Annotated in this window: 18 protein-coding genes; 6 read left to right on the forward strand and 12 right to left on the reverse strand. The window is 44.8% G+C overall.

Annotated features, from left to right (window positions below; all coding sequences use genetic code 11):
* On the reverse strand, positions 1-620 hold a 620-nt coding region (locus tag IGQ44_07985; GenBank protein HIK37914.1), incomplete at its 3' end, for a hypothetical protein.
* 14 nt (positions 621-634) lie between these two features.
* Between IGQ44_07985 and IGQ44_07990 the strand changes: the two genes are divergently transcribed.
* On the forward strand, positions 635-1,246 hold the full coding sequence (locus IGQ44_07990) for a DUF721 domain-containing protein (GenBank protein ID HIK37915.1): 612 nt from the start codon (positions 635-637) through the stop codon (positions 1,244-1,246).
* Positions 1,247-1,260: 14 nt separating this feature from the next.
* Here IGQ44_07990 and IGQ44_07995 read toward each other — a convergent pair whose 3' ends face one another.
* From IGQ44_07995 to ffh, 6 genes are all read right to left on the reverse strand, one after another.
* Entirely contained in the window at positions 1,261-2,661 is a 1,401-nt protein-coding gene (locus IGQ44_07995; GenBank protein HIK37916.1) for a hypothetical protein, read from the reverse strand.
* Positions 2,662-2,761: 100 nt separating this feature from the next.
* A complete protein-coding gene (locus tag IGQ44_08000; protein ID HIK37917.1) occupies positions 2,762-3,595 on the reverse strand; it encodes a metal ABC transporter permease in 834 nt (277 codons plus the stop codon).
* A gap of 61 nt (positions 3,596-3,656) precedes the next feature.
* The gene (locus tag IGQ44_08005; protein HIK37918.1) at positions 3,657-4,412 is read right to left on the reverse strand and encodes a metal ABC transporter ATP-binding protein; all 756 of its coding nucleotides are present in this window, start codon (positions 4,410-4,412) and stop codon (positions 3,657-3,659) included.
* 9 nt (positions 4,413-4,421) lie between these two features.
* The gene (locus IGQ44_08010) at positions 4,422-5,393 is read right to left on the reverse strand and encodes a zinc ABC transporter substrate-binding protein (protein HIK37919.1); all 972 of its coding nucleotides are present in this window, start codon (positions 5,391-5,393) and stop codon (positions 4,422-4,424) included.
* A gap of 106 nt (positions 5,394-5,499) precedes the next feature.
* Positions 5,500-7,335 (reverse strand): ferrous iron transport protein B, encoded by a 1,836-nt coding sequence (gene feoB / locus IGQ44_08015; protein ID HIK37920.1) that lies wholly within the window; start codon positions 7,333-7,335, stop codon positions 5,500-5,502.
* A 12-nt stretch (positions 7,336-7,347) separates the two neighbouring features.
* The gene (gene ffh / locus IGQ44_08020; protein HIK37921.1) at positions 7,348-8,787 is read right to left on the reverse strand and encodes a signal recognition particle protein; all 1,440 of its coding nucleotides are present in this window, start codon (positions 8,785-8,787) and stop codon (positions 7,348-7,350) included.
* Positions 8,788-8,855: 68 nt separating this feature from the next.
* Between ffh and IGQ44_08025 the strand changes: the two genes are divergently transcribed.
* The 3 genes from IGQ44_08025 (at position 8,856) to IGQ44_08035 (ending at position 13,014) form a co-directional block, all read left to right on the forward strand.
* On the forward strand, positions 8,856-10,241 hold the full coding sequence (locus IGQ44_08025; GenBank protein ID HIK37922.1) for a TldD/PmbA family protein: 1,386 nt from the start codon (positions 8,856-8,858) through the stop codon (positions 10,239-10,241).
* A 91-nt stretch (positions 10,242-10,332) separates the two neighbouring features.
* Entirely contained in the window at positions 10,333-11,670 is a 1,338-nt protein-coding gene (locus IGQ44_08030) for a histidine phosphatase family protein (GenBank protein HIK37923.1), read from the forward strand.
* Positions 11,671-11,718: 48 nt separating this feature from the next.
* The gene (locus IGQ44_08035) at positions 11,719-13,014 is read left to right on the forward strand and encodes an aminopeptidase P N-terminal domain-containing protein (GenBank protein HIK37924.1); all 1,296 of its coding nucleotides are present in this window, start codon (positions 11,719-11,721) and stop codon (positions 13,012-13,014) included.
* Positions 13,015-13,107: 93 nt separating this feature from the next.
* Here the strand turns inward: IGQ44_08035 and IGQ44_08040 are convergent, their stop codons facing one another.
* A complete protein-coding gene (locus IGQ44_08040; GenBank protein HIK37925.1) occupies positions 13,108-13,947 on the reverse strand; it encodes a hypothetical protein in 840 nt (279 codons plus the stop codon).
* 220 nt (positions 13,948-14,167) lie between these two features.
* On the opposite strand from IGQ44_08040, the gene IGQ44_08045 reads away from it, so the two are divergent.
* The gene (locus tag IGQ44_08045; protein ID HIK37926.1) at positions 14,168-14,938 is read left to right on the forward strand and encodes a type 1 glutamine amidotransferase; all 771 of its coding nucleotides are present in this window, start codon (positions 14,168-14,170) and stop codon (positions 14,936-14,938) included.
* A 115-nt stretch (positions 14,939-15,053) separates the two neighbouring features.
* Here the strand turns inward: IGQ44_08045 and ndk are convergent, their stop codons facing one another.
* From ndk to IGQ44_08065, 4 genes are all read right to left on the reverse strand, one after another.
* Complete coding sequence (gene ndk / locus IGQ44_08050) at positions 15,054-15,506, reverse strand: nucleoside-diphosphate kinase (GenBank protein HIK37927.1); 453 nt, start codon at positions 15,504-15,506, stop codon at positions 15,054-15,056.
* Between the two features lie 66 nt (positions 15,507-15,572).
* Positions 15,573-16,265 (reverse strand): phosphatase PAP2 family protein, encoded by a 693-nt coding sequence (locus IGQ44_08055; GenBank protein HIK37928.1) that lies wholly within the window; start codon positions 16,263-16,265, stop codon positions 15,573-15,575.
* 56 nt (positions 16,266-16,321) lie between these two features.
* Positions 16,322-18,295, reverse strand: a complete 1,974-nt coding sequence (gene acs / locus IGQ44_08060; protein HIK37929.1) for an acetate--CoA ligase — start codon at positions 18,293-18,295, stop codon at positions 16,322-16,324.
* A gap of 90 nt (positions 18,296-18,385) precedes the next feature.
* Positions 18,386-19,645 (reverse strand): insulinase family protein, encoded by a 1,260-nt coding sequence (locus IGQ44_08065; protein HIK37930.1) that lies wholly within the window; start codon positions 19,643-19,645, stop codon positions 18,386-18,388.
* 640 nt (positions 19,646-20,285) lie between these two features.
* Between IGQ44_08065 and IGQ44_08070 the strand changes: the two genes are divergently transcribed.
* On the forward strand, positions 20,286-21,833 hold the full coding sequence (locus IGQ44_08070) for an AAA family ATPase (protein ID HIK37931.1): 1,548 nt from the start codon (positions 20,286-20,288) through the stop codon (positions 21,831-21,833).
* Positions 21,834-21,994: the final 161 nt, after the last annotated feature.

A 21,994-nucleotide genomic window follows, 5' to 3' on the forward strand; every position in this document is an offset into this window, starting at 1 on the left:
GTATGGGGGCCGGTGAGAGCTTGATTTTTTCTTATTTCTGTTAGGATAGCAGTTTTTAAATCGGGGTAGGGGGGAAGAGAGGGGATTTTCCCGGGGTGGCTGGGAGGCGTGGGTACATGTAGGGATGTGCCTATAGTTGGGGCTGGCCTACTTTCCACACTTGCTTGCTTTTCCTGTTGGGCATTTTGGAAGGAGTTGGTATTATTATCCCTTCCATTGCCAGGGGTGGAGGTATCGCCGCTGATGCCCAACCAAAGGAAAATACTGGCCAATAGGGAGAGGAGAATGCCAAAAACTGTCCAGGGAGAAAAATGAGGTGGTTCAAAACTCTCTTCTGGCAGAATCCTTCGGGCAATAGGGATTGACTGTGGCTCGTTTTCCCCCATAGAGGGATAAGAGGAGGTCACCTTATTGCTATCCTTTTCCTCTTGTTTTTCCGCCAAATCCCCTTGCTGCAGTTTCACGGTAGCAATTTCGTCATCCCTTTTCACAGCCATTTCCTTTTTCTCCGCCATTAAGGATTGTTGACAGTGGCTCAGTTCCCCTTCTTCTTCAAGGTCTAGGTTTTGTATAATCTTTTCTACCGGGGTGTGTACTGTTATGCCTGTGTAGTCTTTCATATTCAGATTAGTTTATGGGTTTACAAGACATAAACCACCTACTGAAAAAAATATTGTCACAGCCCCAGTGGCAGAAACAGAAACGAAATTACGAGGTCAAGAAGGCCTGGCAAGAAACGGTTAATCACAGGATAGCACAACACACCAAAGTTTTGACTGTTAGGAATGACGTGTTACTCGTAGCTACAACAAGTGCTCCCTGGGCACAACAATTAACACTACAAAGACAGTCTTTGTTAACCAACATCAACCGTTTTTTAGAAACCCCCATCAAGGATATCCGATTTACTATCTTACTATGGCACAACTTCACTGGCACTGATACTACTGTAGAGTCAGAAGAGACACAAAACCACCCCAGTCTCGTCAACCCCACTGAAAAGCCAACCCCTGACCCCCGTGGTCCTTTTCAACAGTGGCTAGAGACTATAAGGAAAAGAAGGGCCGAAAATACCATTTGTCCCGTCTGTAGTTGCTACTGTCCCCCTGGTGAGCTACAACGTTGGGGGATGTGTGCTTTCTGTTTTCGCCAACAAACACAAAAAAGGCCACCCCGTAGGAAACACACGGGAGAGGAAAACCCCCCCGGTGTCCGCCAATGCACCACTGAGAATTTTGAGATTTAAGTTTTGAGATTAGATTAGGGATTTTGAGACACGGCCTCTCTTTTCCAACCATGGGCCGGCCTGATAGTAATCCTGGTGTTGCCCAATGCCATCCTGCTTCCCAGATAATCATTAAAGGTGCCATTGGCCGTCAGCTGACCCACATTGCTATTGGAGAAGCCCCAGTTTTTCACCCAAATTGCCCCCTGGAAGTTGGGATTTGTATTACCACCACCATTTATACCAGCCCTTGCCTCAGGCGCGTGGATGAAAACATTGCCTCTTATACTGGCCCCACCACTGGTTTTAATTTCTGTCGTGTTACAATTCCCAGTAGCACCAGGAGGACACCCATACCTCGAGTTGGTATTGCCGTATATCTCTAACCTGGCACCGTTTTGTGCAATAATGTCGAAGTTTCCGCCAATGTCCAGGTTGCCCTGGAGATAGAATACTACCTTCCTGCCGGCACTAATTGTCAAATTTCCGTTGCCATTGAATGTCAAACTGGGCACCAGGTAGTGGTAGTAGCCATTAGAATCCGGCTGATCACCGCTTCTGGGGAAGGTGGTGCCGGCAGCGACTGAAGAGAGGCTATAATAACTGCCGCTTGGAGGCAGGGGGGGTGTAGGGGGCATGCACTGTGTGGTGGTTTCTATGCCTCCAGAGATTGTCCCATTTCTTCCCACCCCGAGAGTTATACTCGTAACCGAAGTACTACTGTTTGGTACTGTAACTCTTACCTTGCCCATCAGGTCGTTGTTGCCAATGTCATTGCCTTCATGACTACCAAGCCAAACAACGGGCACTGCATCGCTACTAGAGGAGGTGGTGGTAGTTTGGTTAACATTGAATCTCACAGCTATACGGGCTATGGCATTATTATTGTTGAGTCTCCCCTGGACTGTCAAATTCCCATTCCCGTCGTACCCTATGATTCTGTAGCTACTATTGTCGCCCAGTTGCACCCAATCAGTGGGATCAGTGGAAGTGCCCTGGGTAATGATGCCTGCTATTTGTGTCAATCGGTTTTTGATGTCCTGACTGGATGATGAGCTGCCACTGCTTGTCGAACAGGTTGACGAACTGCCACTGCTATTAATTCCCGTCAATTCTGTTAACCTTTGGGAGGCGTCTGTGGCACTAGCCACCTCTCTCCATCTTGACAGTTCTAGTATAGCTAAACGGGGTTCTTGTAGTAGCAAATTCTGAACCCGCGCCACACCCGCTTCTGCGGCGGCCAGGGCTTGGTTGGTTTGTTGTTGGGCAACGGCATTAGTGCGACTTTGACTGGCCCTGGCTATGGCCAAGAAGGCGCCGCCGATGATTATTGTGCCTAAAGCTAGGGCTAGTACTGAGGAGAATCCTCTCTCCCGGCTCACAGGCAAGTAGCCCTTGATGAAAAGGCTAATGGGACTATTGTTATTTTGTTTCATAATGGCCATCCCCTTATTCTTCCCCCTCTCACTACAATTGTTTTCTATCTAGCCGCTTTTGTTATCAGTATTTCCACTTATCTTCTCCATGAAGATTTGGTTAAGAGACACCCAGTTTCCCGGCAGATTTGGACTTGAAGGGGTAACTCAAAAAGTAAGTTGTGCCGGCTACTAGGATAATGGTGGCGCCGGGGGTGAGGTTGAAGAGGAAGGATAAAATTAGGCCTAGGAGGATAAACACCATACCAAAGAGGCTACCTAGGATCATCATGGGTATAATGCCTCGCACGTATTGGTTGGCTATGGCTGGGGGTATGGTAAGCAGGGCAATTACCATGATTAGTCCCACTACCTGCATCACCATTACAATAGTGAGGGAAATGGCGCCTATTAGCAAAAGGTAGAGGCTGTCAACAGGAAGATTGCGGGTGGTGGCAAAAACAGGATCAAAGGAGATGGCTAACAATTCCTTGTATAACAGACACACCATCAACAAGATGGCTAAGTCTAGACCTAACATCAACCATAGGTCCCGTTTTGGTACTGCAAGAATACTACCAAATAAATAGTTCATCAGATTGGCCTTGTAACCCCTTGTCAAGTCGATGAGGATAATGCCAATACTCATCCCCATAGCCCAGAGGGTGCCAATGATGGTATCCTTTCTCTCATTGGTCTTTCTCTCTACTACTGCCATAGCAATACCTGAGAGGAGAGAGAAAAAAATGGCGCCTAACAGGGGGTTGAATTGGAAAAAAACAGCTAAACCAATACCACCGTAAGCTGCATGGGCAATTCCACCACTGATAAACACAATCCGATTTACCACCACAAAAGTGCCAATAACACCACAGGCAATGCCGACTAGTATGCCGGCTATTATTGCATTTCGCATGAATTCTAGTTGTAGCGCCTCCCAGAGGGATTCTAGCATAGGTGTTCATGTTGGTTGTAGAAGCCTATAATTATAAACCCTTACATGGGATTGGTGGGGGTTATTGGTGTGGAGGGAATACCCGATGGGGGATACCGTGAGCAATCAGGTCTATGGGACAATTATAGGTGGCTTCTATCATTTCTGGAGTGATGAGTTTGTCTCCATGATAGTAGAGACGACGGTTAACACAGGCAATGGTTTTTACATGACGGGATATGGCGCCTAGGTCATGGGAGACTAGTAAAATGGTGATGTGTTGGTTTAATTGTTGTAGTAGCTCATAGATGTTATTCTGAACCTTAGAGTCTACATTGGCCGTGGGCTCGTCCAATAACAGGATACGTGGTTTTGTGGCTAATGCCCTGGCAATATATACTCTTTGTTTTTCGCCACCGGATAATTCTCCTATACAGTGGTGACGTAGGTGCCACATTTCTACTTTTTCCAAACACTCTTGGACTATTTGTTCGTCTTTTTGATTGTAGGGCTTAAATATACGGTTTCTGCTAAGTCTCCCCATTTTCACCACGTCTTTTACAGATATGGGGAAGGCCCTATCAAATTCTAGGGCCTGGGGCACATATCCTATAAATTTTCTCCCCTTTTCCGCCGGGTATCCCATTATGGAAACTTCTCCCTTTTGGGGTTTTACCAATCCCAATATTACCTTGAGTAGGGTAGTTTTTCCCCCTCCATTGGGCCCAATTATGCCTATGAAATCTCCCTCCTTCACCTGCAAATTTATGTCTTCTAATACCCAGCATTTGCCATAACTAAAGTGTAGATTCTTAATCTCAATTACTTGGTCTTCCATCTTTTTGGCTTACCGCATAGACTGGGCTAATTTTTCGGCAGTAATGAGTAAGTTTTCCGCCCAATTTTCTGCTAGGTCGTCTATTATTACCACTTGCCCTCCTATTTCCCTGGCAAAAATTTCCAAAGTTTTACTGTTAAATTGAGGGGGGGCAAATACATGTCTGATACCTTCTTGTTTTGCTTGGTTGATTAACTTGGCTAACTGGACTGAACTTACTTCCTGCCCTTCTACTTCTAGGGGGATTTGTTGTAGGTTGTAATCCCTGGCAAAATATCCCCAAGCTGGATGATAAACTATGTATTTTCTCCTTTTAATATCTGCTAGTATTTCCCTTATCCTTTTGTCTATATTTTCTATTTCCTTTTTGAAATTTTCTAGGTTTTTGCGGTAGTAATGCTCATTTTTTTGGTCAACTTTGGAGAGAGTTTCGTATATTCTCTCCGCCTGAATTTTTACCAATCTGGGAGATAACCATATATGGGGATCTGGAATTTGTTTGTGTTTTTCGTGTTGGTTTTCCTGTTTATGAGTCGGCTCATGCCCATTTTCATGTCCATGATGGGACTGTCCAACTAAGGGAATTTTCTCAATGCCCTCGCCGGTGTTAATGATAGGAATATTAGAATTGGCGGCAGTAATTTTTTTGAGCCATGTTTCCTCAAAAGGTACCCCTATGGCAAAATAAACACGAGAGGATGCCAATTGTGCCAATTGCTGTGGTTTTGGCTCGTAGGTTTCTGCCACTGCCCCCGCTTCTACCATAACATTAACTGACACCAGATCCCCGCCTATTTTTTCCACAAAGTATTTCTGAGGCAAAATACTAACTGTTACCTGTAATTTTTCCTGGGGATTTTTGGCCTGCACTTCTGTGGTTTCAATGGCAGTATTATTCTGTTTTGCCTCCCCACAACCTGCTATATTTAACAGAATTGCTACTAGGAGCAATTTCAGAAGCATGTCTGTGGAAATTTCCATTATTTCTGGTTACATATACCGTCAACACCCCTTATTCTAACGAAATTTAAAATGTCTGTTTTGTACAATTATTCACATGAACAGTAGTTCAAATTACAGCTAACATTCAGTGGAGAAAAAGAAGAGATATGTGGTAGAAAATGAAAGCCATAAACCAGGCATAAATTAGGGAGAAAAGCAGAGACAAAAAAGTAAACAGGTTAGATTTGGACTCGGATTTGATAGTGGCAGTGGTGGAGAGACAGGGAGTGTATAACAGACAAAAGACACAAAAACCAATGGCTTGGGCCGGGGTGATGGAAAAAGCAATTTGTTGAGTCAAAGCAGCCCCATTTAGGCCATAAATAGTGGCAAAAGCTCCTACTACCACTTCTTTAGCAATGAAGCCAAAAATCAGAGAAAGAGTAAGATAGGGATCTAAACCAATGGGTTGCATAATTGGTTGTAGTAAAATGCCTATTTTGCCTCCCCAGGTGTCTAAACCAGTGGCGCCCACGGGAAAGGAAGTTAAAAACCAAATGGCTACACAACCAACTATGATAAAACTAGTGGCTCTTCTCAAAAACTCTTTGACTTCTCCCCACCCTCTCAAAAATACATATTTGAATGTAGGTAAACGATAGGGTGGTAACTCGATGACAAATGGTTCTTTGCTTTTAAATTCGGGAATTTTACTGAGTATAAAGGCAACCAAAAAACTGGCAATAAAACTCAGCAAATAAAGGGAAAAAAGAACAATTGGACCTAAGGAGGGGGGAAAAATGGCGGCAATAATGAACACAAAAACGGCGAGTCTGGCAGAACACAGGGAAAATGGTATAATCAACATGGATAACCAACGCATGGGTTGGCTGCGGATAATCCGAGTACCCATCAATGCGGGCACATTACAACCAAACCCCATCATTTGTAGTACGAAAGCACGGCCGTCTAATCCGAGTTGTGCCATGAAGGCGTCCATAAGATAGGCAATACGGGCAAGATAGCCACTGTCCTCTATGGCGGCCAAGAGGAAGAAAAAGATGACAATCAGTGGTACAAAGGAGGCAACGGTGGCTACCCCAAGCCAGATGCCGTCAAGGAAGAAACTTTTTACAATGGCAGGGAGGGGGGAGAGGATGGGTTGGATAATATGAGCACTAATAGTGGTGGTGATGGCATCCATTACATCCTGGGAGGGCAATCCCACCTGCCAGATTAAGAAGAAAATGGCTAACATGGAGAGGAAAAAGAGGGGAATGCCCAACAGGGGATGAAGGAAAATCCCATCTAAAACGTCGGTAAGAGTCTTAATTTCCTCCGAAGGCATGATTACAGTTTCTCGGAGGAGGGTTTGGACTTTTTCTTCCAACAGAGGGTTTTCCTCAAAGAAGGCATCTATGTCTCCCACCAGGAAGGATTCTTTTTGTTGAGCTAGGCATTCTGCTATACCCTCCACGGCTTGATTGAAGCCTCTGCCATACTTGGCACTGATGAGATATACTGGATATTCCAACAATTGTTCTAGTCTTTCCAGCTTTATAGTGATGCCATAACGTCTTGCCTCATCAGCCATGTTTAAAATTACCACTGCTGGCAACCCCAATGCCTTGATTTCTAATGCCAGTCTGGCCATTCGCTCCATTTGGGAGGCATTGAGGATGATTACTAGCAAATCCAAGGGGAATTGACTCAAAAAGCGTTTGACTACCCTCTCGTCTTCGGAAAAGCCGTTGAGATCGTAAATACCAGGTAAGTCCACCACCTCTACCTTCTCCCCATTAAGTGTCACCTCTCCCTGGAGTATATCTACAGTTATACCCGGCCAGTTGCCTACGTATGTATTGCTGTTTGTAAGGCGGTTAAAAAAAGTGGACTTGCCGGTATTTGGTTGTCCAAGGAGGGCAATGCGTTTTTTGGGATTAGGGGATAGTTTGGTAACAGGAAAATGACAGGTTTTCATGGCTTTACGGCTTTATAAGTCGGCGAAACCTTTTTTCTTCTTCTGTTTTTTTGGTTTTTTGGCGGGGGTGACTCCTGCGGCGGGTTTACCACCCCATATGCCTCCCATGCCAGGGAAACCGGGCATTCCGGGCATAGGAGGTGCCCCCATGCTCATCCGTTGCATCATGGAGCGCATTCTGGTAAAATCGCTGATAAGACGGGACACCTCCTTTTCATCTACCCCTGAGCCTCTGGCTACCCTACGACGTCTACTGGGGGACTGCGCCAATAGTTGCGGATTTGCCCTTTCCTCCTTTGTCATGGAGTTTATCATAGCTTCTATGCGCTTCAATTGTAATTCTCCCTTTTCGAGGATGTCGGCGCCTAGTTTATTCATACCGGGGATAAGTTTCATAACACTGGCAAAGGAGCCCATACTCTTCAAAAGGCGCATTTGTTTGAGGAAATCGTTGAAATCAAAACGCGCTTCCAGGATTTTGGCTTGCATTTTCTCCACGTCAGCCAAATCCAAGGCTTCTTGGGCCTTTTCCACCAGGGTGACAATATCCCCCATGTTAAGTATACGGGAAGCCATTCTATCGGGGTAGAAGGGCTCTAGGGCCTCCACCTTCTCGCCAACGCCGATGAATTTGATAGGTTGCCCGGACACGGTGCGGATGGACAAGGCTGCCCCACCACGGCTGTCTCCATCCATTTTAGTGAGAATAGCGCCAGTAATGCCCACTCGCTCATGGAAGGCACGGGTGACATTGGCCGCCTCTTGCCCCGTCATGGCGTCTACTACCAGTAAAATCTCATGAGGGTTGACAGCCTTCTTGATTTCCTCCAACTCCGCCATCATCTCCTCGTCAATTTGCAGTCTTCCGGCAGTATCGATGATGACGGTATCAACCCCCTGTTTTTTGCCCTCTTCTACCCCCTTAACTGCTATTTCTACCGGATTAGGGAGGAGGGGTGGTTTGACCTCCAGGTGGAAGACGGGCACAGAAATTTGTTGTCCTAAGGTAATCAACTGTTCTACAGCCGCCGGACGGTAGACATCCGCCGCCACCATTAGGCAACTACGTTTTTGTTTTTGTAAATACAGGGCTAGTTTAGCGGTGGCAGTAGTTTTACCTGTGCCCTGTAATCCAGCCATGAGAATGATAGTGGGGGGTTTGTCTGCCTTTGCCAAGGGGGCATTGCTTTCCCCCATTACCCTCACCAACTCGTCATAGACGATTTTGATGAATTGTTGGTAAGGATTGACGCCTTTTATTACCTCTGCCCCTAGGGCTTTTTTTTCTACCTCTGCAATGAAAGTTTTTACTACCTGAAAGTTGACATCTGCATCTAATAGAGCCCTTCTTACATCTTGTAGTGCCTCTTTAATGTTAGACTGAGTAATTTTACCCTGGCCCCTTAGTTTTTTCCAAGCCTCTTCTAACCGTTCAGCTAAAGCATCAAACATAATATATAAAAACATCCGCGCTTCGGTTAAACTTCTATTTTAACCCCTTTGGATGGAGAAAAGAGATGATGACAGACTACCGCAATTTACTGGCAGATGCCATCAAACGTTACCGCAGTCAGGTAGACTTTCTCAGTCTGCGTTTGGAATTCGCCGAGGGGACTAGTATTTTAATGCGTAACGGTAAGATAGAAAGCATTAGTGAGGGCACCTCTAGGGGGGGACAGGTAAGGGCATGTCATAAGGGGGGATGGGGATTTGCCACCTTTAACGACTTTTCGCAACTATATACTGCCATTGAAGACGCCATTGCCGTTGCTAAGATAATAGGACAAGAAGAAACCCTTCTCGCACCTGTGGAGGTGGTAGAAACCTCCTGTCAACTGCCTCTTACTGGCACAAATCCTAGATTTTTTCCCCTCAGCCAGAAAAAGGATTTGGTTTCCCATTACAGTCAAATTTTACAAGGCTATCATCCTGCCATTACCAGTAGTACTGTAAGATACAGTGATAGTGAAACAAAAGTAATTCTGGCCACTTCAGAAGGTAGTATGATAGAACAAAAGTGGATAGACTGTGAGATGCGGTTTAGTGCGGTGGCCAGTGATGGGAAGGTGGTGCAAACAGGAAGGGAAACCACGGGCACCAGGAGAGGATTTGAAGACTTGGTAAGCCTAGATAAACAGGTGGAGGGCGCCGCCAGGAGGGCAGTAGAGGCTTTAAGTCATCCCACCGTAAAAGGGGGATGTTATACAGTGGTGATAGACCCCATTTTAGCAGGTTTGTTTGTCCACGAGGCCTTTGGGCATCTGTCAGAGGCTGATATGGCTTATGAAAATCCCGACTTGTTAGAAGTGATGACTATTGGGCGCAAGTTTGGGCCAGAATTTTTACAGATTTACGATGGCGCCCAACTAGAGGGACACAGAGGCAGTTATTATTATGATGATGAAGGAGTGCCCGCTTCTATCACCCAATTAATTAAAGATGGGGTTTTGGTGGGGCGTTTGCATTCCCGGGAGACGGCTGGCAAACTAGGGGAAAAACCTACTGGTAATGCCCGTTGCTTGAACTATCATTATCCCCCCATCGTCAGGATGACAAATACCTGGATTGGCAGAGGTAACACTCCTGTAGCGGATTTGTTTAGTGACATTAAAGAGGGGGTTTATGCCGCCAACTGGCTGGGTGGTATGACTAATGGGGAAATGTTTACCTTTACCGCTGGGGAAGCCTGGATGATAAGAAATGGAAAAATTGCTGAGCCCGTTAAAAATGTCACTCTTTCTGGTAATGTGTTCAAAACCCTTGCTAACATAGAGGCCATTGGCGATGATTTCTTCTGGGATGAGTCGGGGGGTTGTGGCAAAGGAGGGCAAAATGGTTTACCAGTAGGCTGTGGCGGCCCTAGTCTTCGTATTCGTGATGTGGTTGTTGGCGGTGAGGGGCATTAGTCTTTTTCCCCCTGATTGGCATTCACTTTTTTGAAAACGCAAATGGCTTATAATTTATAACCCTATAGCTCACTTCTTTTTTGTTGACTATATGGCTACCCGTGTAATTTTAGTACGTCATGGTCAAAGCAGTTTCAATGCCCAGCAAATGATTCAGGGGCGTTGTAATGAGTCGGTAATTACAGAAAAAGGGGAAAAACAAGCCCATCTTCTGGGAATAGCCCTCCAGAATATTCATTTTGCTGGATTTTATACCAGTCCCCTACAACGAGCCTATAAAACCGCAGAAATTATTCGGTCTTTGAACGAATATCAACCTGAAATTACTGTCTCGGAAAATCTGCGAGAAATTGATTTGCCCCTGTGGGAGAAGAAGAGAAAAGAGGAGGTAAAAAGGGATTACCCCGAGGAATATCGGCTTTGGAAAGAGGAGCCAGATAAGTTTAAAATGACTGTAAATGGCAAAGAATTTTATCCCGTATTGGATTTATATCGACAAGCGGAGGCTTTCTGGCAGGAGGTTATTCCTAAACACCAAGGGGAAACTATATTAATCACTGCCCATAATGGCATTAATCGCTGTTTAATTCTCTCTGCCTTAGGTATTTCTCCCAGATATTATCACTGTCTACAACAGTCTAATTGTTGCATCAATGTCCTGAATTTCAGTGGCAACTATGGCGAAACTGTGCAGTTGGAATCCTTAAATCAAACCAGTCATTTGGGAATTCCCTTGCCTGATTTTCGCCCTGAACATACGGAGGGATTAAGGTTATTATTAGTGCGTCATGGAGAAACTGAGTGGAATCGGGTAGGACGTTTTCAAGGGGTTAAAGACATTCCTTTAAACCAGAGGGGTAGACAACAAGCAAAAGCCACCGCCGAATTTCTAAAAAATGTTAGGATAGACTTGGCCGTGTCCAGTCCTTTATCTCGCCCTTTAGAAACTGCCCAGATTATCTTACAATACCATCCGGGGGTAAAATTGGCCACCAAAGAGGGTTTGCGAGAAATCTCCCATGGTTTGTGGGAAGGCAAGTTGGAAACAGAAGTGGAGACAGAATTCCCGGGGATGTTAAAACAGTGGAAGACTAAACCAGAAACAGTGCAAATGCCTTCTGGGGAGAATTTGCAACAGGTATGGGAAAGGGCAATTAGGGCTTGGAATGAGATTGTAGAGGAAAATTTTGAGCCTGGCAAGTTAAAAACCGGCTTAGTCACTGCCCATGATGCTATTAATAAAGTGATTATATGTGCCCTTTTAGGTTTAACTCCTGCCAATTTCTGGAATATCAAACAAGGCAATGGTGGCGTTACTGTTATTGACTATCCTAGAGGTTTAAAGGGATTACCCATCTTCCAGGCAATTAACATCACCTCTCATCTTGGGGGGGGTGTTTTTGATAATACTGCAGCTGGTGCCCTTTAAGTGGCATAAATGGAAAATAACCCCAACAGGTAGTGGCAAAATAAAACCATGATTACTGCCGAAGAATATCGTCAACGCCGGGAAAAATTCATGTCACTGATAGGCAAGGGAGTAGCAGTATTTGCCAGTGCACCCCATGCCGTTATGCATAATGATGTAGAATACGTCTATCGCCAGGATAGTGACTTTTACTATCTTACTGGTTTTAATGAGCCCAGGGCAGTGGCGGTTTTTGCCCCTAACCACCCTGGGCATAATTTTATTTTATTTGTGCAACCGAAAAACCTGGCGGAGGAAATTTGGACTGGTTACCGGGTGGGGGTAGAGGCGGCTAAAGACTTATATGGCGCCGATGTGGTTTATTCTATTGAACAGTTGGAGGAGAAACTGCCGGAATATCTAGTAACTGGGGAGAAAATTTACTATCACTTTGGCAGGGATGAGCAATTCAATCAACTAATTTTGAGACATTGGCGCCAACTAATACAATCTTATCCCAGACGGGGAACAGGTCCAGTAGCCATTGAGGATAGCAATTTTGTGTTGCATCCCCTCAGACAAATTAAAAGCAAAGGCGAGATTGAGATGATCAAAAAGGCGATAGACATTACCATTAAGGCACACACCAAAGCCCAGGAAATTGCCAAACCGGGGATGTATGAGTATGAACTTCAGGCAGCGATAGAATACACCTTTAGGGCAATGGGGGGTGATGGCTTCGCTTATCCCTCTATTGTGGCCTCTGGGCCTAATGCCTGTATCCTCCATTATACTGAAAACAGTCGTCGTATAGAAGCCGGAGATTTGATTCTCATTGATGCCGGTTGTTGTTACCGTTACTACAACGCTGACATCACCCGCACTTTCCCGGTGGATGGCAAATTCACACCCCAACAAAAAGACATTTACCAGATAGTATTGGCAGCACAACTGGCGGCTATTGAACTGGTTAAACCCGGCAACCGCTACAATCAGTACCATGAAAAAGCCGTAGAGGTTATAGTAGAGGGGTTAAAAGAATTAAAACTGCTACAGGGAGACACAGAGGAATTAATTCAACAAGAGAAGTATAAACCCTTTTATATGCATCGTACAGGCCATTGGTTAGGCTTAGACGTACATGATGTCGGAAACTATAAAGAGGATGGCGACAACTGGGCGGTATTTCAACCAGGGCATGTAATAACAGTAGAACCTGGTATATATATTTCCCCTTATATCACCCCGGCGGAGGGGCAACCAGAAATACCAGATTATTGGAAGGGGATTGGTGTTAGAATCGAAGACGATGTATTAGTCACAGAAACTGGCAACGAGATTCTCACTGCTGGTATTGCCAAGTAAAAAGAAAAAGGGGATATTGGCATTTTCTATGCCTACCCCCTTATTAATTTTCCCTCAGAATTATTTAGTATGTCGTGTTAAAATATTGTTGCTCTAGTCCTTCTTGGGCACAAACAATTTTATCTCCTCCACGTACTGCCATTTTATACCCTCTGGATCTTTAGTTTGACTCCAGAGAGCAAAATCGCGATCGTTTTTTCTCTTGTGGAGGGTGTTGACAGTGACATCCAGTCTTTTAGCCAACTCCGTTGCGGTTAATCCCTCTGGGGGAGGAGGGGATGGAGAGTCTTCTTCCTGGGTGACGGTAGTGGCAGGGGAGGGAGACTGAGTTTCTTCTGCCGGCGGGGGGGAGATGGGAGAGGGAGAAACAGAAGGGGTTGGAGTTGTGGCTGAGGGGGAGACAGTCTCTGTGGTGGCGGGAGTAGATTCAGATGAGGCGCTGGTAGAGAGGGATTCTGTGAATTCTGTCGTGGCAGTAGGTTTAGTCTCCGACTCTTGTGTGGGTGTGGGTTTAGTCTCTAACTGAGGAGCATCGCCACTGGGCTCACTATCATCCAGGATACCACCAAGGGTACTAGCGGTCAAGAAGTAATAAACAATTCCCTTGTCTTCGTATTGTCTTTTGATACCCCCGTATTCCTCGGCTTTTTTGTCTAAATACCAACGGGCGGTTTTTGCAGTTAAACGGGTCTTGCTGGTAAGATCTAGTATTGTCAAATAGCCTTTATTTGCTTGTAATATTTGATTAAAAACTGGATCTATTTCGGCAGCTAGTTGTTGAAAACGGAATTTTTCCCAGAGTTTAAAAACCAAGGCAATCACAAAGACTGATAAAATAAGGGGCCAAAACACGGCCAACAGGATGATAAGTAAAGCCGCAAGAGGCAAAACAAAGGTGAGACTATTACCACTGTCTATTACTTTTCCATTCATAGTGTTAAGTGGTTAATAACATGATAGACCCTTCGGGCATTGCAGGTCCAAATACTTGAACAATTATAGTTGAAAAGCTCTCCAAATTCAAAACCTAACTACTATTGTAGAGAAACAATCTGGACAATAAATCAACCCTAATAGACAATTAAATCACTGCCACAGAAAAAATCTCTTTCCCTTGGTGTTTCTTGTTTGCTTCTCATGGGGGTAATTAAATATGGAATTGATTATTGGCTGGTTGTATCCTAAGCTTATGAGCACCTATGGTGACAGAGGCAATGTAATTTGTCTGCAAAGGCGATGTCAATGGCGGGGAATTTCGGTTAGTATTCTCCCATTAGACCAAGATACAACAGCAGAGGACTTTGGTAAATTTGATCTGATAGTAGGAGGCGGGGCACAAGACAGACAACAGGAAATCGTCATGCGGGATTTACGGGGGGAAAAGGCGGCAATTCTGAAGGAGAAGATTGAGGCTGGCATTCCCGGTGTCTTCACTTGTGGTGCTCCTCAACTACTTGGTAAATACTATGAGCCAGCCTTAGGGAAAACCATTGAGGGATTAGGCATTTTCGATTTGGTTACCAAACATCCCGGCTTAAATGTACCCCGTTGTATAGGCAATATAGCCTTTGAATTAGTTGCCCCTTCCCTGGTGGAGGATATTCAACAGATGTTTGGAGATTGTCCTATAGTTGTAGGTTTTGAAAATCACGGAGGGAGGACCTATTTAGGGGAGGTATCGCCATTGGGGAAAGTAGTCAGAGGTTATGGGAATAATGGGGAGGATGGTTGGGAGGGGGCGTTTTATAAAAATGCCATCGCCACCTATGCCCATGGTCCATTGTTGCCTAAAAATCCCTTTTTGGCAGACTGGTTGATAGTCAAAGCCATAGAGAAGAAATACAGCAAAAGGGTGAATCTAAAACCCCTGGATGACAGGTTGGCACAGTTGGGGAGGGAGGCAATTTTGAAGAGGATATGTTAGGGGGGTGTAAGAGGTAAGGGCTTATAATCCCTAGCCCTTACAAGGGGTGTGAGGATTTATAATCATAAACTTGTCTTTACTCCCGGCTATGAACCATTCAAAGGTCGGTTTAGAATTATTCTTGTAACCAACAACTCATGGTTTTCTGCCAGCTACACAATTCCTCTTCCTTAAACCAGAGGGAGATTTCCCTTTGGGCCGTTTCAATGGCATCTGAACCATGAATCAAATTACGCCCTATATTAATACCATAGTCTCCCCTAATGGTGCCAGGTTCGGCCGCCAGAGGGTCTGTAGCACCTATGATTTTTCGTGAAGCGGCTACTACTCCTTCCCCTTCCCACACCATTGCCACTACTGGGGAAGAGGTGATAAATTCCACTAGGCTGTTGAAGAAAGGCCTTTCCTTGTGCACTTCATAGTGTTTCTCCGCCAATTCCCTAGAAACCTGCATCATTTTCAGGGCAACCAGGGTGAAACCTTTGTTTTCAAAACGTTTGATTACCTCTCCCACTAGGCCTCTTTGTACCCCATCGGGTTTTATCATGATAAAAGTACGTTCTGCCATAGTCCTTTTGTTATTACTAGCACGTCTTTTAGAAAAGAATACCCCAACAGTGCTCCTTTTGAGGAGCTATATTGATGTTTTATCGAAATTTTGAGCCCTTTTTCCAGAATTTTCCAACGTTGAATTTGGGCTATTTGGGAGATTAAACAGGAAGGCCATTGCCATTGTCCAACTGCTTCCTAGCAACCATCCTCCTAAAATATCTGTGGGGTAGTGTACTCCTAAATATAGGCGACTGAAGGATACCAAAACCACATATATTGTAGCCATCAATGATAGTAGAATTTTCAAACGCTTATTAGATATTCCCCACAAAATAATCAACAGTGTTAGGGCAAAATTGATACTCCCCATAGAATGGCCACTGGGGAAAGAAAAGTCTTGGGGGGTTGGATAATAGTCGAAATGCCACAACTGCGGGCGAGGGCGTTGCCATATATTTTTTACCAATACATTTAGGTTTTGACTGCCTACTATGGAGATGGTGAGATAAATTGCCTCCCTTTTTCTCTTAAAAACCCAAAAAACTAAAGCTAACCCAAAAGCCGAGTAGTACAGACTGCTACTGTTGCCGAAATTAGTAATGAACACCCAAAACCTTACCTGAGAATCGGGCAAAACTTCGTGAATATTAACAAGTATTAATGGGTCAAACAATAAGAATCCACCAAAAAATTTTACGGCAATACCTAATAATAAAAAGGCAAAAAAAAGGAAGGCAAAAAGGGAGAGAAGTATTCTATTCTTGGCGCTAAACATATTTCAAAAAGGAAAAAGTAGGGGGAAGAAATAGAATCCTCCCCGATAGTACAATATTAAAACCCTTCTCTTAGTTTATCTAGGACACTACGATCCTCCAGGGTAGAGGTATCACCAGAAATCTCTTGGCCGGCGGCTAAACTGCGCAATAGCCTACGCATAATTTTACCAGAACGGGTTTTAGGTAGAGCGTCGGTGAAACGAATTTCCGCCGGGCGCGCGATGGCCCCTATCTCCTTAACCACATGGGCCTTTAACTCATTGGCCAGCTGTTCACTTGGGGTATAGCTGCTTTCAAGAGTAACAAAAGCAACAATTTCCTCCCCCTTGACTTCATCGGGTTTACCTACCACAGCTGCCTCAGCTACTGCCGGGTGGGATACCAAAGCAGATTCTATTTCCATGGTGCCCAAACGATGCCCGGAAACGTTGATGACATCGTCCACTCGTCCTATAATCCAAAAATAGCCATCTTCATCCCGACGGGCACCATCTCCCGCAAAATAAAAGTATTGTCCATCTTTGGGGGGGATATGTTCCCAATAACCCTTGCGGAAGCGGTCAGGATCCCCGTATACTGTACGCATCATGCTGGGCCAGGGATGCTTGATAACTAGGTAACCCCCCTGATTTGGGCCTACGGGATTGCCTTCTATGTCTACCACATCGGCAATGATACCAGGGAAAGGATGAGTGGCTGAACCGGGTTTGGTGGGGGTTGCGCCGGGGAGGGGTGTTATCATAATGCCACCGGTTTCTGTTTGCCACCAGGTGTCTACAATGGGGCACCTTTCTTTCCCTATAACTCTGTGATACCACATCCAGGCTTCAGGATTAATGGGCTCGCCGACAGTGCCCAAAAGTCGGAGGGAGGACAAATCCCGGGCATTGGGGTAGTGTTCACCCATTTTGATAAAGGCACGAATGGCAGTGGGGGCGGTATAGAAGATGGTAACACGGTATTTTTCGATAATATCCCAGAAACAGCCTGGATTGGACGGCCGTGGAGCCCCCTCATACATTACTACAGTAGCACCATTGGATAGGGGGCCATAGACTATGTAACTGTGCCCCGTTATCCACCCTACATCCGCAGTACACCAGTATACATCCTCGTCCTTCAGGTCAAAAATCCATTTAGTGGTAATATGAGTGTATACGTTGTATCCCCCAGTGGTATGTACCACCCCTTTAGGTTTACCTGTACTACCACTGGTGTAGAGAATAAACAACATGTCCTCGCTGTCCATTTCTGCGGGCGGACAAACTGCTGATGCCCCTGCCTGTAGGTCGTGCCACCAGTGATCTCGCCCTGGCTCCATGTGTATTTTTTCTTTAGTTCTTTGTACTACTAACACATTCTCCACGGTGGGCACCTGGTTATCTGCCAGGGCTTGATCTACGTTATCCTTCAGCCGAATTACTTGGTCTTTACGGAAACCTCCATCGGCGGTGATGACTAGTTTAGCCTTAGCGTCGTTGAGTCTATCGCGGAGGGCGTCGGCACTAAAACCGCCAAATACTACACTGTGGGGAGCACCGATTCTGGCACAGGCCAACATGGCGATGACGGCTTCGGGTATCATAGGCATGTAAATCCCCACCCTGTCGCCTTTTTTCACCCCCAACTGCTGGATGACGTTGGCCATCTGACACACTTCTCGATGCAATTGGGAATACGTGAGAGTACGACTGTCACCTGGTTCTCCCTCCCAGATGATGGCGGCTTTATTCCGTCTCCAGCCGTTTAGATGACGGTCGAGGCAGTTATAAGTTATATTTATCTTTCCGTTGACAAACCATTTGGCGAAGGGGGGATTACTCCAATCCAGCACCTGCTCCCATTTTTTGAACCAATGGAGTTCTTTTTCGGCTATGGATGCCCAAAATTCGGTTGGATTGGCCACTGAGCGCTCATAAATGGCTTTATACTCTTCCCAGCTCTTTATATATGCCTTTTCAGAGAACTCTTGGCTGGGGGCGAAGGTTCGTTTCTCCTTTAGGATTGATTCAATAGTGGGCGCTGTCATGGATAAGTTTTGTTTATATATTTCCTGTGTTCAAGATTACAAAATAACTCATTTTCGCCCCCCGAACTATTAATTTTTGTAGCAAGGGGTTTAAATCTCCCCTATGATAGAAACGCAAAGATATTCATCTCGGAGGTATTCATTGGCGACTCGGTATATATCTTCTACCGTGACTGCCGAGATAAGTTGGGGAAACAAGACATCGTATTCTATTCCCACACCCATTGTCTCATACCAGCCGAAAATTTGGGCAAATTCCGCGTTGGTTTGTTTTCCTAAGGCATATTGGCCTAAAAGTTTGTTTCTTGCCAGTTTTATCTCTTCCTCACTCAAGTATACGTTTCTAAGTCTTTGGATTTCGTTATATAAAGCCTCTTGGGCAATGGTAGAATTCTGGGGCCCTGTGCCAATATAGGCTACAAATAGGGATTTATCTACTCTGGTGGGGTAAAAGGCGGAAACGTCGTAGGCTAAACCTCTTTTTTCCCTCAATTCTACAAACAAACGACTAGATAGTCCATTGCCAAGATAGCTAGTTAATAGTTTAAAGACAGGATAGTCAGGGTGTGTCATTTCGGGAGCCAAATATCCCATCATAATGATAGTTTGTTGGGTAGCCTGGGGGATATGTTTACTGTCGCGGTGAGGTAGGAGGGTATACTTCTTTCTTTCCGGAGGGGGGGTAGGGGGATTTTGCCAGTCGCCGAAGACTTCTTCTACCATTGCTGTTGCGGTTTCCAAGTCTATATTGCCGGCGATACTGACTACTAGATTGGATGGACGAAAGAACTTTTGATGATATGATTTTAGGTGTGCTTCCGTTAAGTTGGTTATAGTTTCTTCAGTGCCCAGGATAGAATAACCATAGGGATGCTGACCATAAATCATTTCCCTAAGTTGCTGAAAAGCTAGGTTAAAGGGTTGTTCCCTTTGTGATAGGATATTCTGCAGGGTGAGGGTTTTTTCTAGGGATACCTCTTCTGGGGGGAAGGAGGGATAACGGAGAATTTCGGCGGCAAGGGATAAGATTTCTGGGAAATCTTCGGTGATGGTTTTAATGCTGACTAGGGAATAGTCGCCACTTGCCTCCATCCCTAATGCCGCGCCTATGGATTCTACCTTTTCTGCAATTTCCAAGGCAGAGAGATTTTTAGTGCCCTTTGGCATAACGCAAGCTAGAAGGTGGAATACTCCTGCCTGTTGGCTTTCCTCCCAAAGACTACCTGCCTGACGACAGAAAATTTTACCGGCTATGATGTCGGCAGTGCGGTTTTCTGTGACAATCAGGGTAATGCCGTTGTCTAGACTAGTTTTTTGGGTGTATTTACACCTTTGTGTTTTTGTAACCAATTGACTATTAAACCCTCCCTTGTAAGACTGTTGTTGTTTTTATTTTAAGTTCAAGATGACAACTTGTCCCCTCTCAGTTGTCTATATCCCCTAACACCTCTTTTCACCCGCAGAATTGCCAATAGCTTTTTCCCTATGACTGTGCCCATTTTGAGAAAAACCTGTGGGTGGAAAGGGGACAAAGAATAGTTGAATATTATTGGATATATAGAAGAAATTTATGAGCACAAGAAAATCCCGGCCGAGGAAGATAAGCTTATTGGTAAATATGGCATACCTCGTACCAGGACACAATATAAAACCATGGCATAAAGGTGGGGTTGGAAACCGGGGGCTTTGTTGGAAATTAGGGAGTGAAATCTAAGGGTTTTCCATAAGTATTGAGATGGTAAATTTTTCCTTGTTTGCCTGTTTTCAGGTGGATTTGTATTGAGATTAACCGGGGAATTAAACTGTAAAAAATAGGTATTGGCCCATATTATAAACAAGCATTGTTTCAGGAATGGAAAAAATAAATAAATCGAATACCGGGCATTAATCTCTTAATTAGTATAATCTCTAGGAAGCAGAAATTACCATCCAAGAGGACAAAGTTACATTATAATCTCCTATCACCATCTTTGGGCGGAGGTATAAAAAAATGTCTACATCAAAACTAATCGAAAGAATGCAACAGGCTAGTTTCTATCCACACCCCGTCACCCAGCCTATTGATGTCATCCACACTCACTGTTCCATTGTATTTTTAACTGGAAAACTGGCCTACAAAGTTAAAAAACCCGTCAACTTTGGATTTCTCAACTACTCTACTGTTGACTTACGCAAACACTTTTTGGAAATGGAATTAACCATGAATAAACCCATTGCCCCTGATATATATTTAGAGGTACTGCCCATCGTGTATAGGGAGGGAGACTATCACCTGGGAGGGGAGGGAAAAATAGTAGAATACGCCCTCAAAATGAATCAGTTTCCCCAAGAAAGCCTACTAATTAATTTATTTGCCGCGGGGAAACTAACAAGCCAACACATGGAGGAATTGGGGAGGCTGGTAGCACAATTTCATCGTGATGCCAAAACAGACGATTATATTACCAGTTTTGGCCACCCCGACAAGATAGCAGAATCCATCCAGGAAAATTACCAACAAACCCTTAAGTATATTGGCATTGCCCAAACGGAGAAACAGTATCAGGAAACAGTAGCCTTTACTAATGACTTCCTTGCTAACAAAAGAGAGATTTTCCACCAAAGACAATTAAACCACAAAATCAGAGAATGCCATGGGGATCTTCACCTGAAAAACATGTGCTACTGGAGGGGGAAAATACAACTATTCGATCGCATTGAATTTAATGAGCCCTTTCGCTTTGTGGATGTAATGTATGACGTCGCATTTACCATGATGGACTTACAATTTCGCGACGCCTTTGCCCTGGCTAATGTGTTTGCTAATACTTACCTTACCGAAACCGATGACTGGGAGGGCCTGTTGGTGTTACCCCTATATCTTTGTCGTCAGGCGTATGTAAGAGCCAAGGTAACATCCTTCCTCTTAGACGATGACTCCCTACCTCAGGAAGAAAAGGAAAAGGCTAGACAAACAGCCCAACAATATTATCACCTGGCTTGGAAATATACTCAACCGAACCAAGGGAGATTGATACTGGTAGCAGGTATCTCTGGCAGTGGGAAAACCACCGTAGCAAGGCAAATAGCCCAGAAAATCAACGGTTTCCAAATCCGCTCCGATGCCGTGCGTAAACACATAGCAGGTATTCCTCTCCATGTCAAGGGGAATTCTACTGTTTACTCCACACAGATGACACAACGCACCTATAACCGTCTCATTCAACTGGCTAAAACCCTCACTCTGGCGGGATATAATGTGCTCCTGGACGCCAAATTCGATCAACTGCAATACCGTCAACCTCTCCTAGAATTCGCCCTCCGGGAAAACATCCCCTTTACTATCATCCATTGTACTGCCCCCCTTTCCGTTTTGGCAGAAAGACTTCATCGTCGCCAGGGGGATATATCTGACGCTACCCCGGATTTACTACTACAACAACAAAACCAGCAACAACCTTTTACAGATGCCGAAAAACCCTTCCTCGTCCCTCTAGACACCACCCTGCCAGAAGCAACCCTCTCTGATAGGATAACAGAAATACTAAAACTCACCTAGATGTCTTCCTACGGTTGTCCTCCTGCGGATGGGGAAGTGTAGCTCAAAACCTCCCCATCCCTCCTTCGTAGCGCTTCAGAAAGGAAACAAAACCCTCAAATGTGGACTGTTCTTGTTCTATTCTACTAGTGAGTTAGAGAGAATTTTCCTAGAACACGGGA

This window comes from Geminocystis sp. M7585_C2015_104 (assembly GCA_015295805.1).
Classification (GTDB): domain Bacteria; phylum Cyanobacteriota; class Cyanobacteriia; order Cyanobacteriales; family Cyanobacteriaceae; genus DVEF01.

Excerpts from the sequence above, each read along its gene's own strand:
- IGQ44_08035 (HIK37924.1), top strand. The coding sequence starts at position 11,719 with ATGATTACTGCCGAAGAATATCGTCAACGCCGGGAAAAATTCATGTCA.
- IGQ44_08045 (HIK37926.1), top strand. The coding sequence starts at position 14,168 with ATGGAATTGATTATTGGCTGGTTGTATCCTAAGCTTATGAGCACCTAT.
- IGQ44_07990 (HIK37915.1), top strand. The coding sequence starts at position 635 with ATGGGTTTACAAGACATAAACCACCTACTGAAAAAAATATTGTCACAG.
- IGQ44_08040 (HIK37925.1), bottom strand. The coding sequence starts at position 13,947 with ATGAATGGAAAAGTAATAGACAGTGGTAATAGTCTCACCTTTGTTTTG.
- IGQ44_08005 (HIK37918.1), bottom strand. The coding sequence starts at position 4,412 with ATGGAAGACCAAGTAATTGAGATTAAGAATCTACACTTTAGTTATGGC.
- IGQ44_08055 (HIK37928.1), bottom strand. The coding sequence starts at position 16,265 with ATGTTTAGCGCCAAGAATAGAATACTTCTCTCCCTTTTTGCCTTCCTT.
- IGQ44_08070 (HIK37931.1), top strand. The coding sequence starts at position 20,286 with ATGTCTACATCAAAACTAATCGAAAGAATGCAACAGGCTAGTTTCTAT.
- ndk (HIK37927.1), bottom strand. The coding sequence starts at position 15,506 with ATGGCAGAACGTACTTTTATCATGATAAAACCCGATGGGGTACAAAGA.
- IGQ44_08030 (HIK37923.1), top strand. The coding sequence starts at position 10,333 with ATGGCTACCCGTGTAATTTTAGTACGTCATGGTCAAAGCAGTTTCAAT.
- ffh (HIK37921.1), bottom strand. The coding sequence starts at position 8,787 with ATGTTTGATGCTTTAGCTGAACGGTTAGAAGAGGCTTGGAAAAAACTA.
- acs (HIK37929.1), bottom strand. The coding sequence starts at position 18,295 with ATGACAGCGCCCACTATTGAATCAATCCTAAAGGAGAAACGAACCTTC.
- IGQ44_08025 (HIK37922.1), top strand. The coding sequence starts at position 8,856 with ATGACAGACTACCGCAATTTACTGGCAGATGCCATCAAACGTTACCGC.
- feoB (HIK37920.1), bottom strand. The coding sequence starts at position 7,335 with ATGAAAACCTGTCATTTTCCTGTTACCAAACTATCCCCTAATCCCAAA.
- IGQ44_08000 (HIK37917.1), bottom strand. The coding sequence starts at position 3,595 with ATGCTAGAATCCCTCTGGGAGGCGCTACAACTAGAATTCATGCGAAAT.
- IGQ44_07995 (HIK37916.1), bottom strand. The coding sequence starts at position 2,661 with ATGAAACAAAATAACAATAGTCCCATTAGCCTTTTCATCAAGGGCTAC.
- IGQ44_08010 (HIK37919.1), bottom strand. The coding sequence starts at position 5,393 with ATGGAAATTTCCACAGACATGCTTCTGAAATTGCTCCTAGTAGCAATT.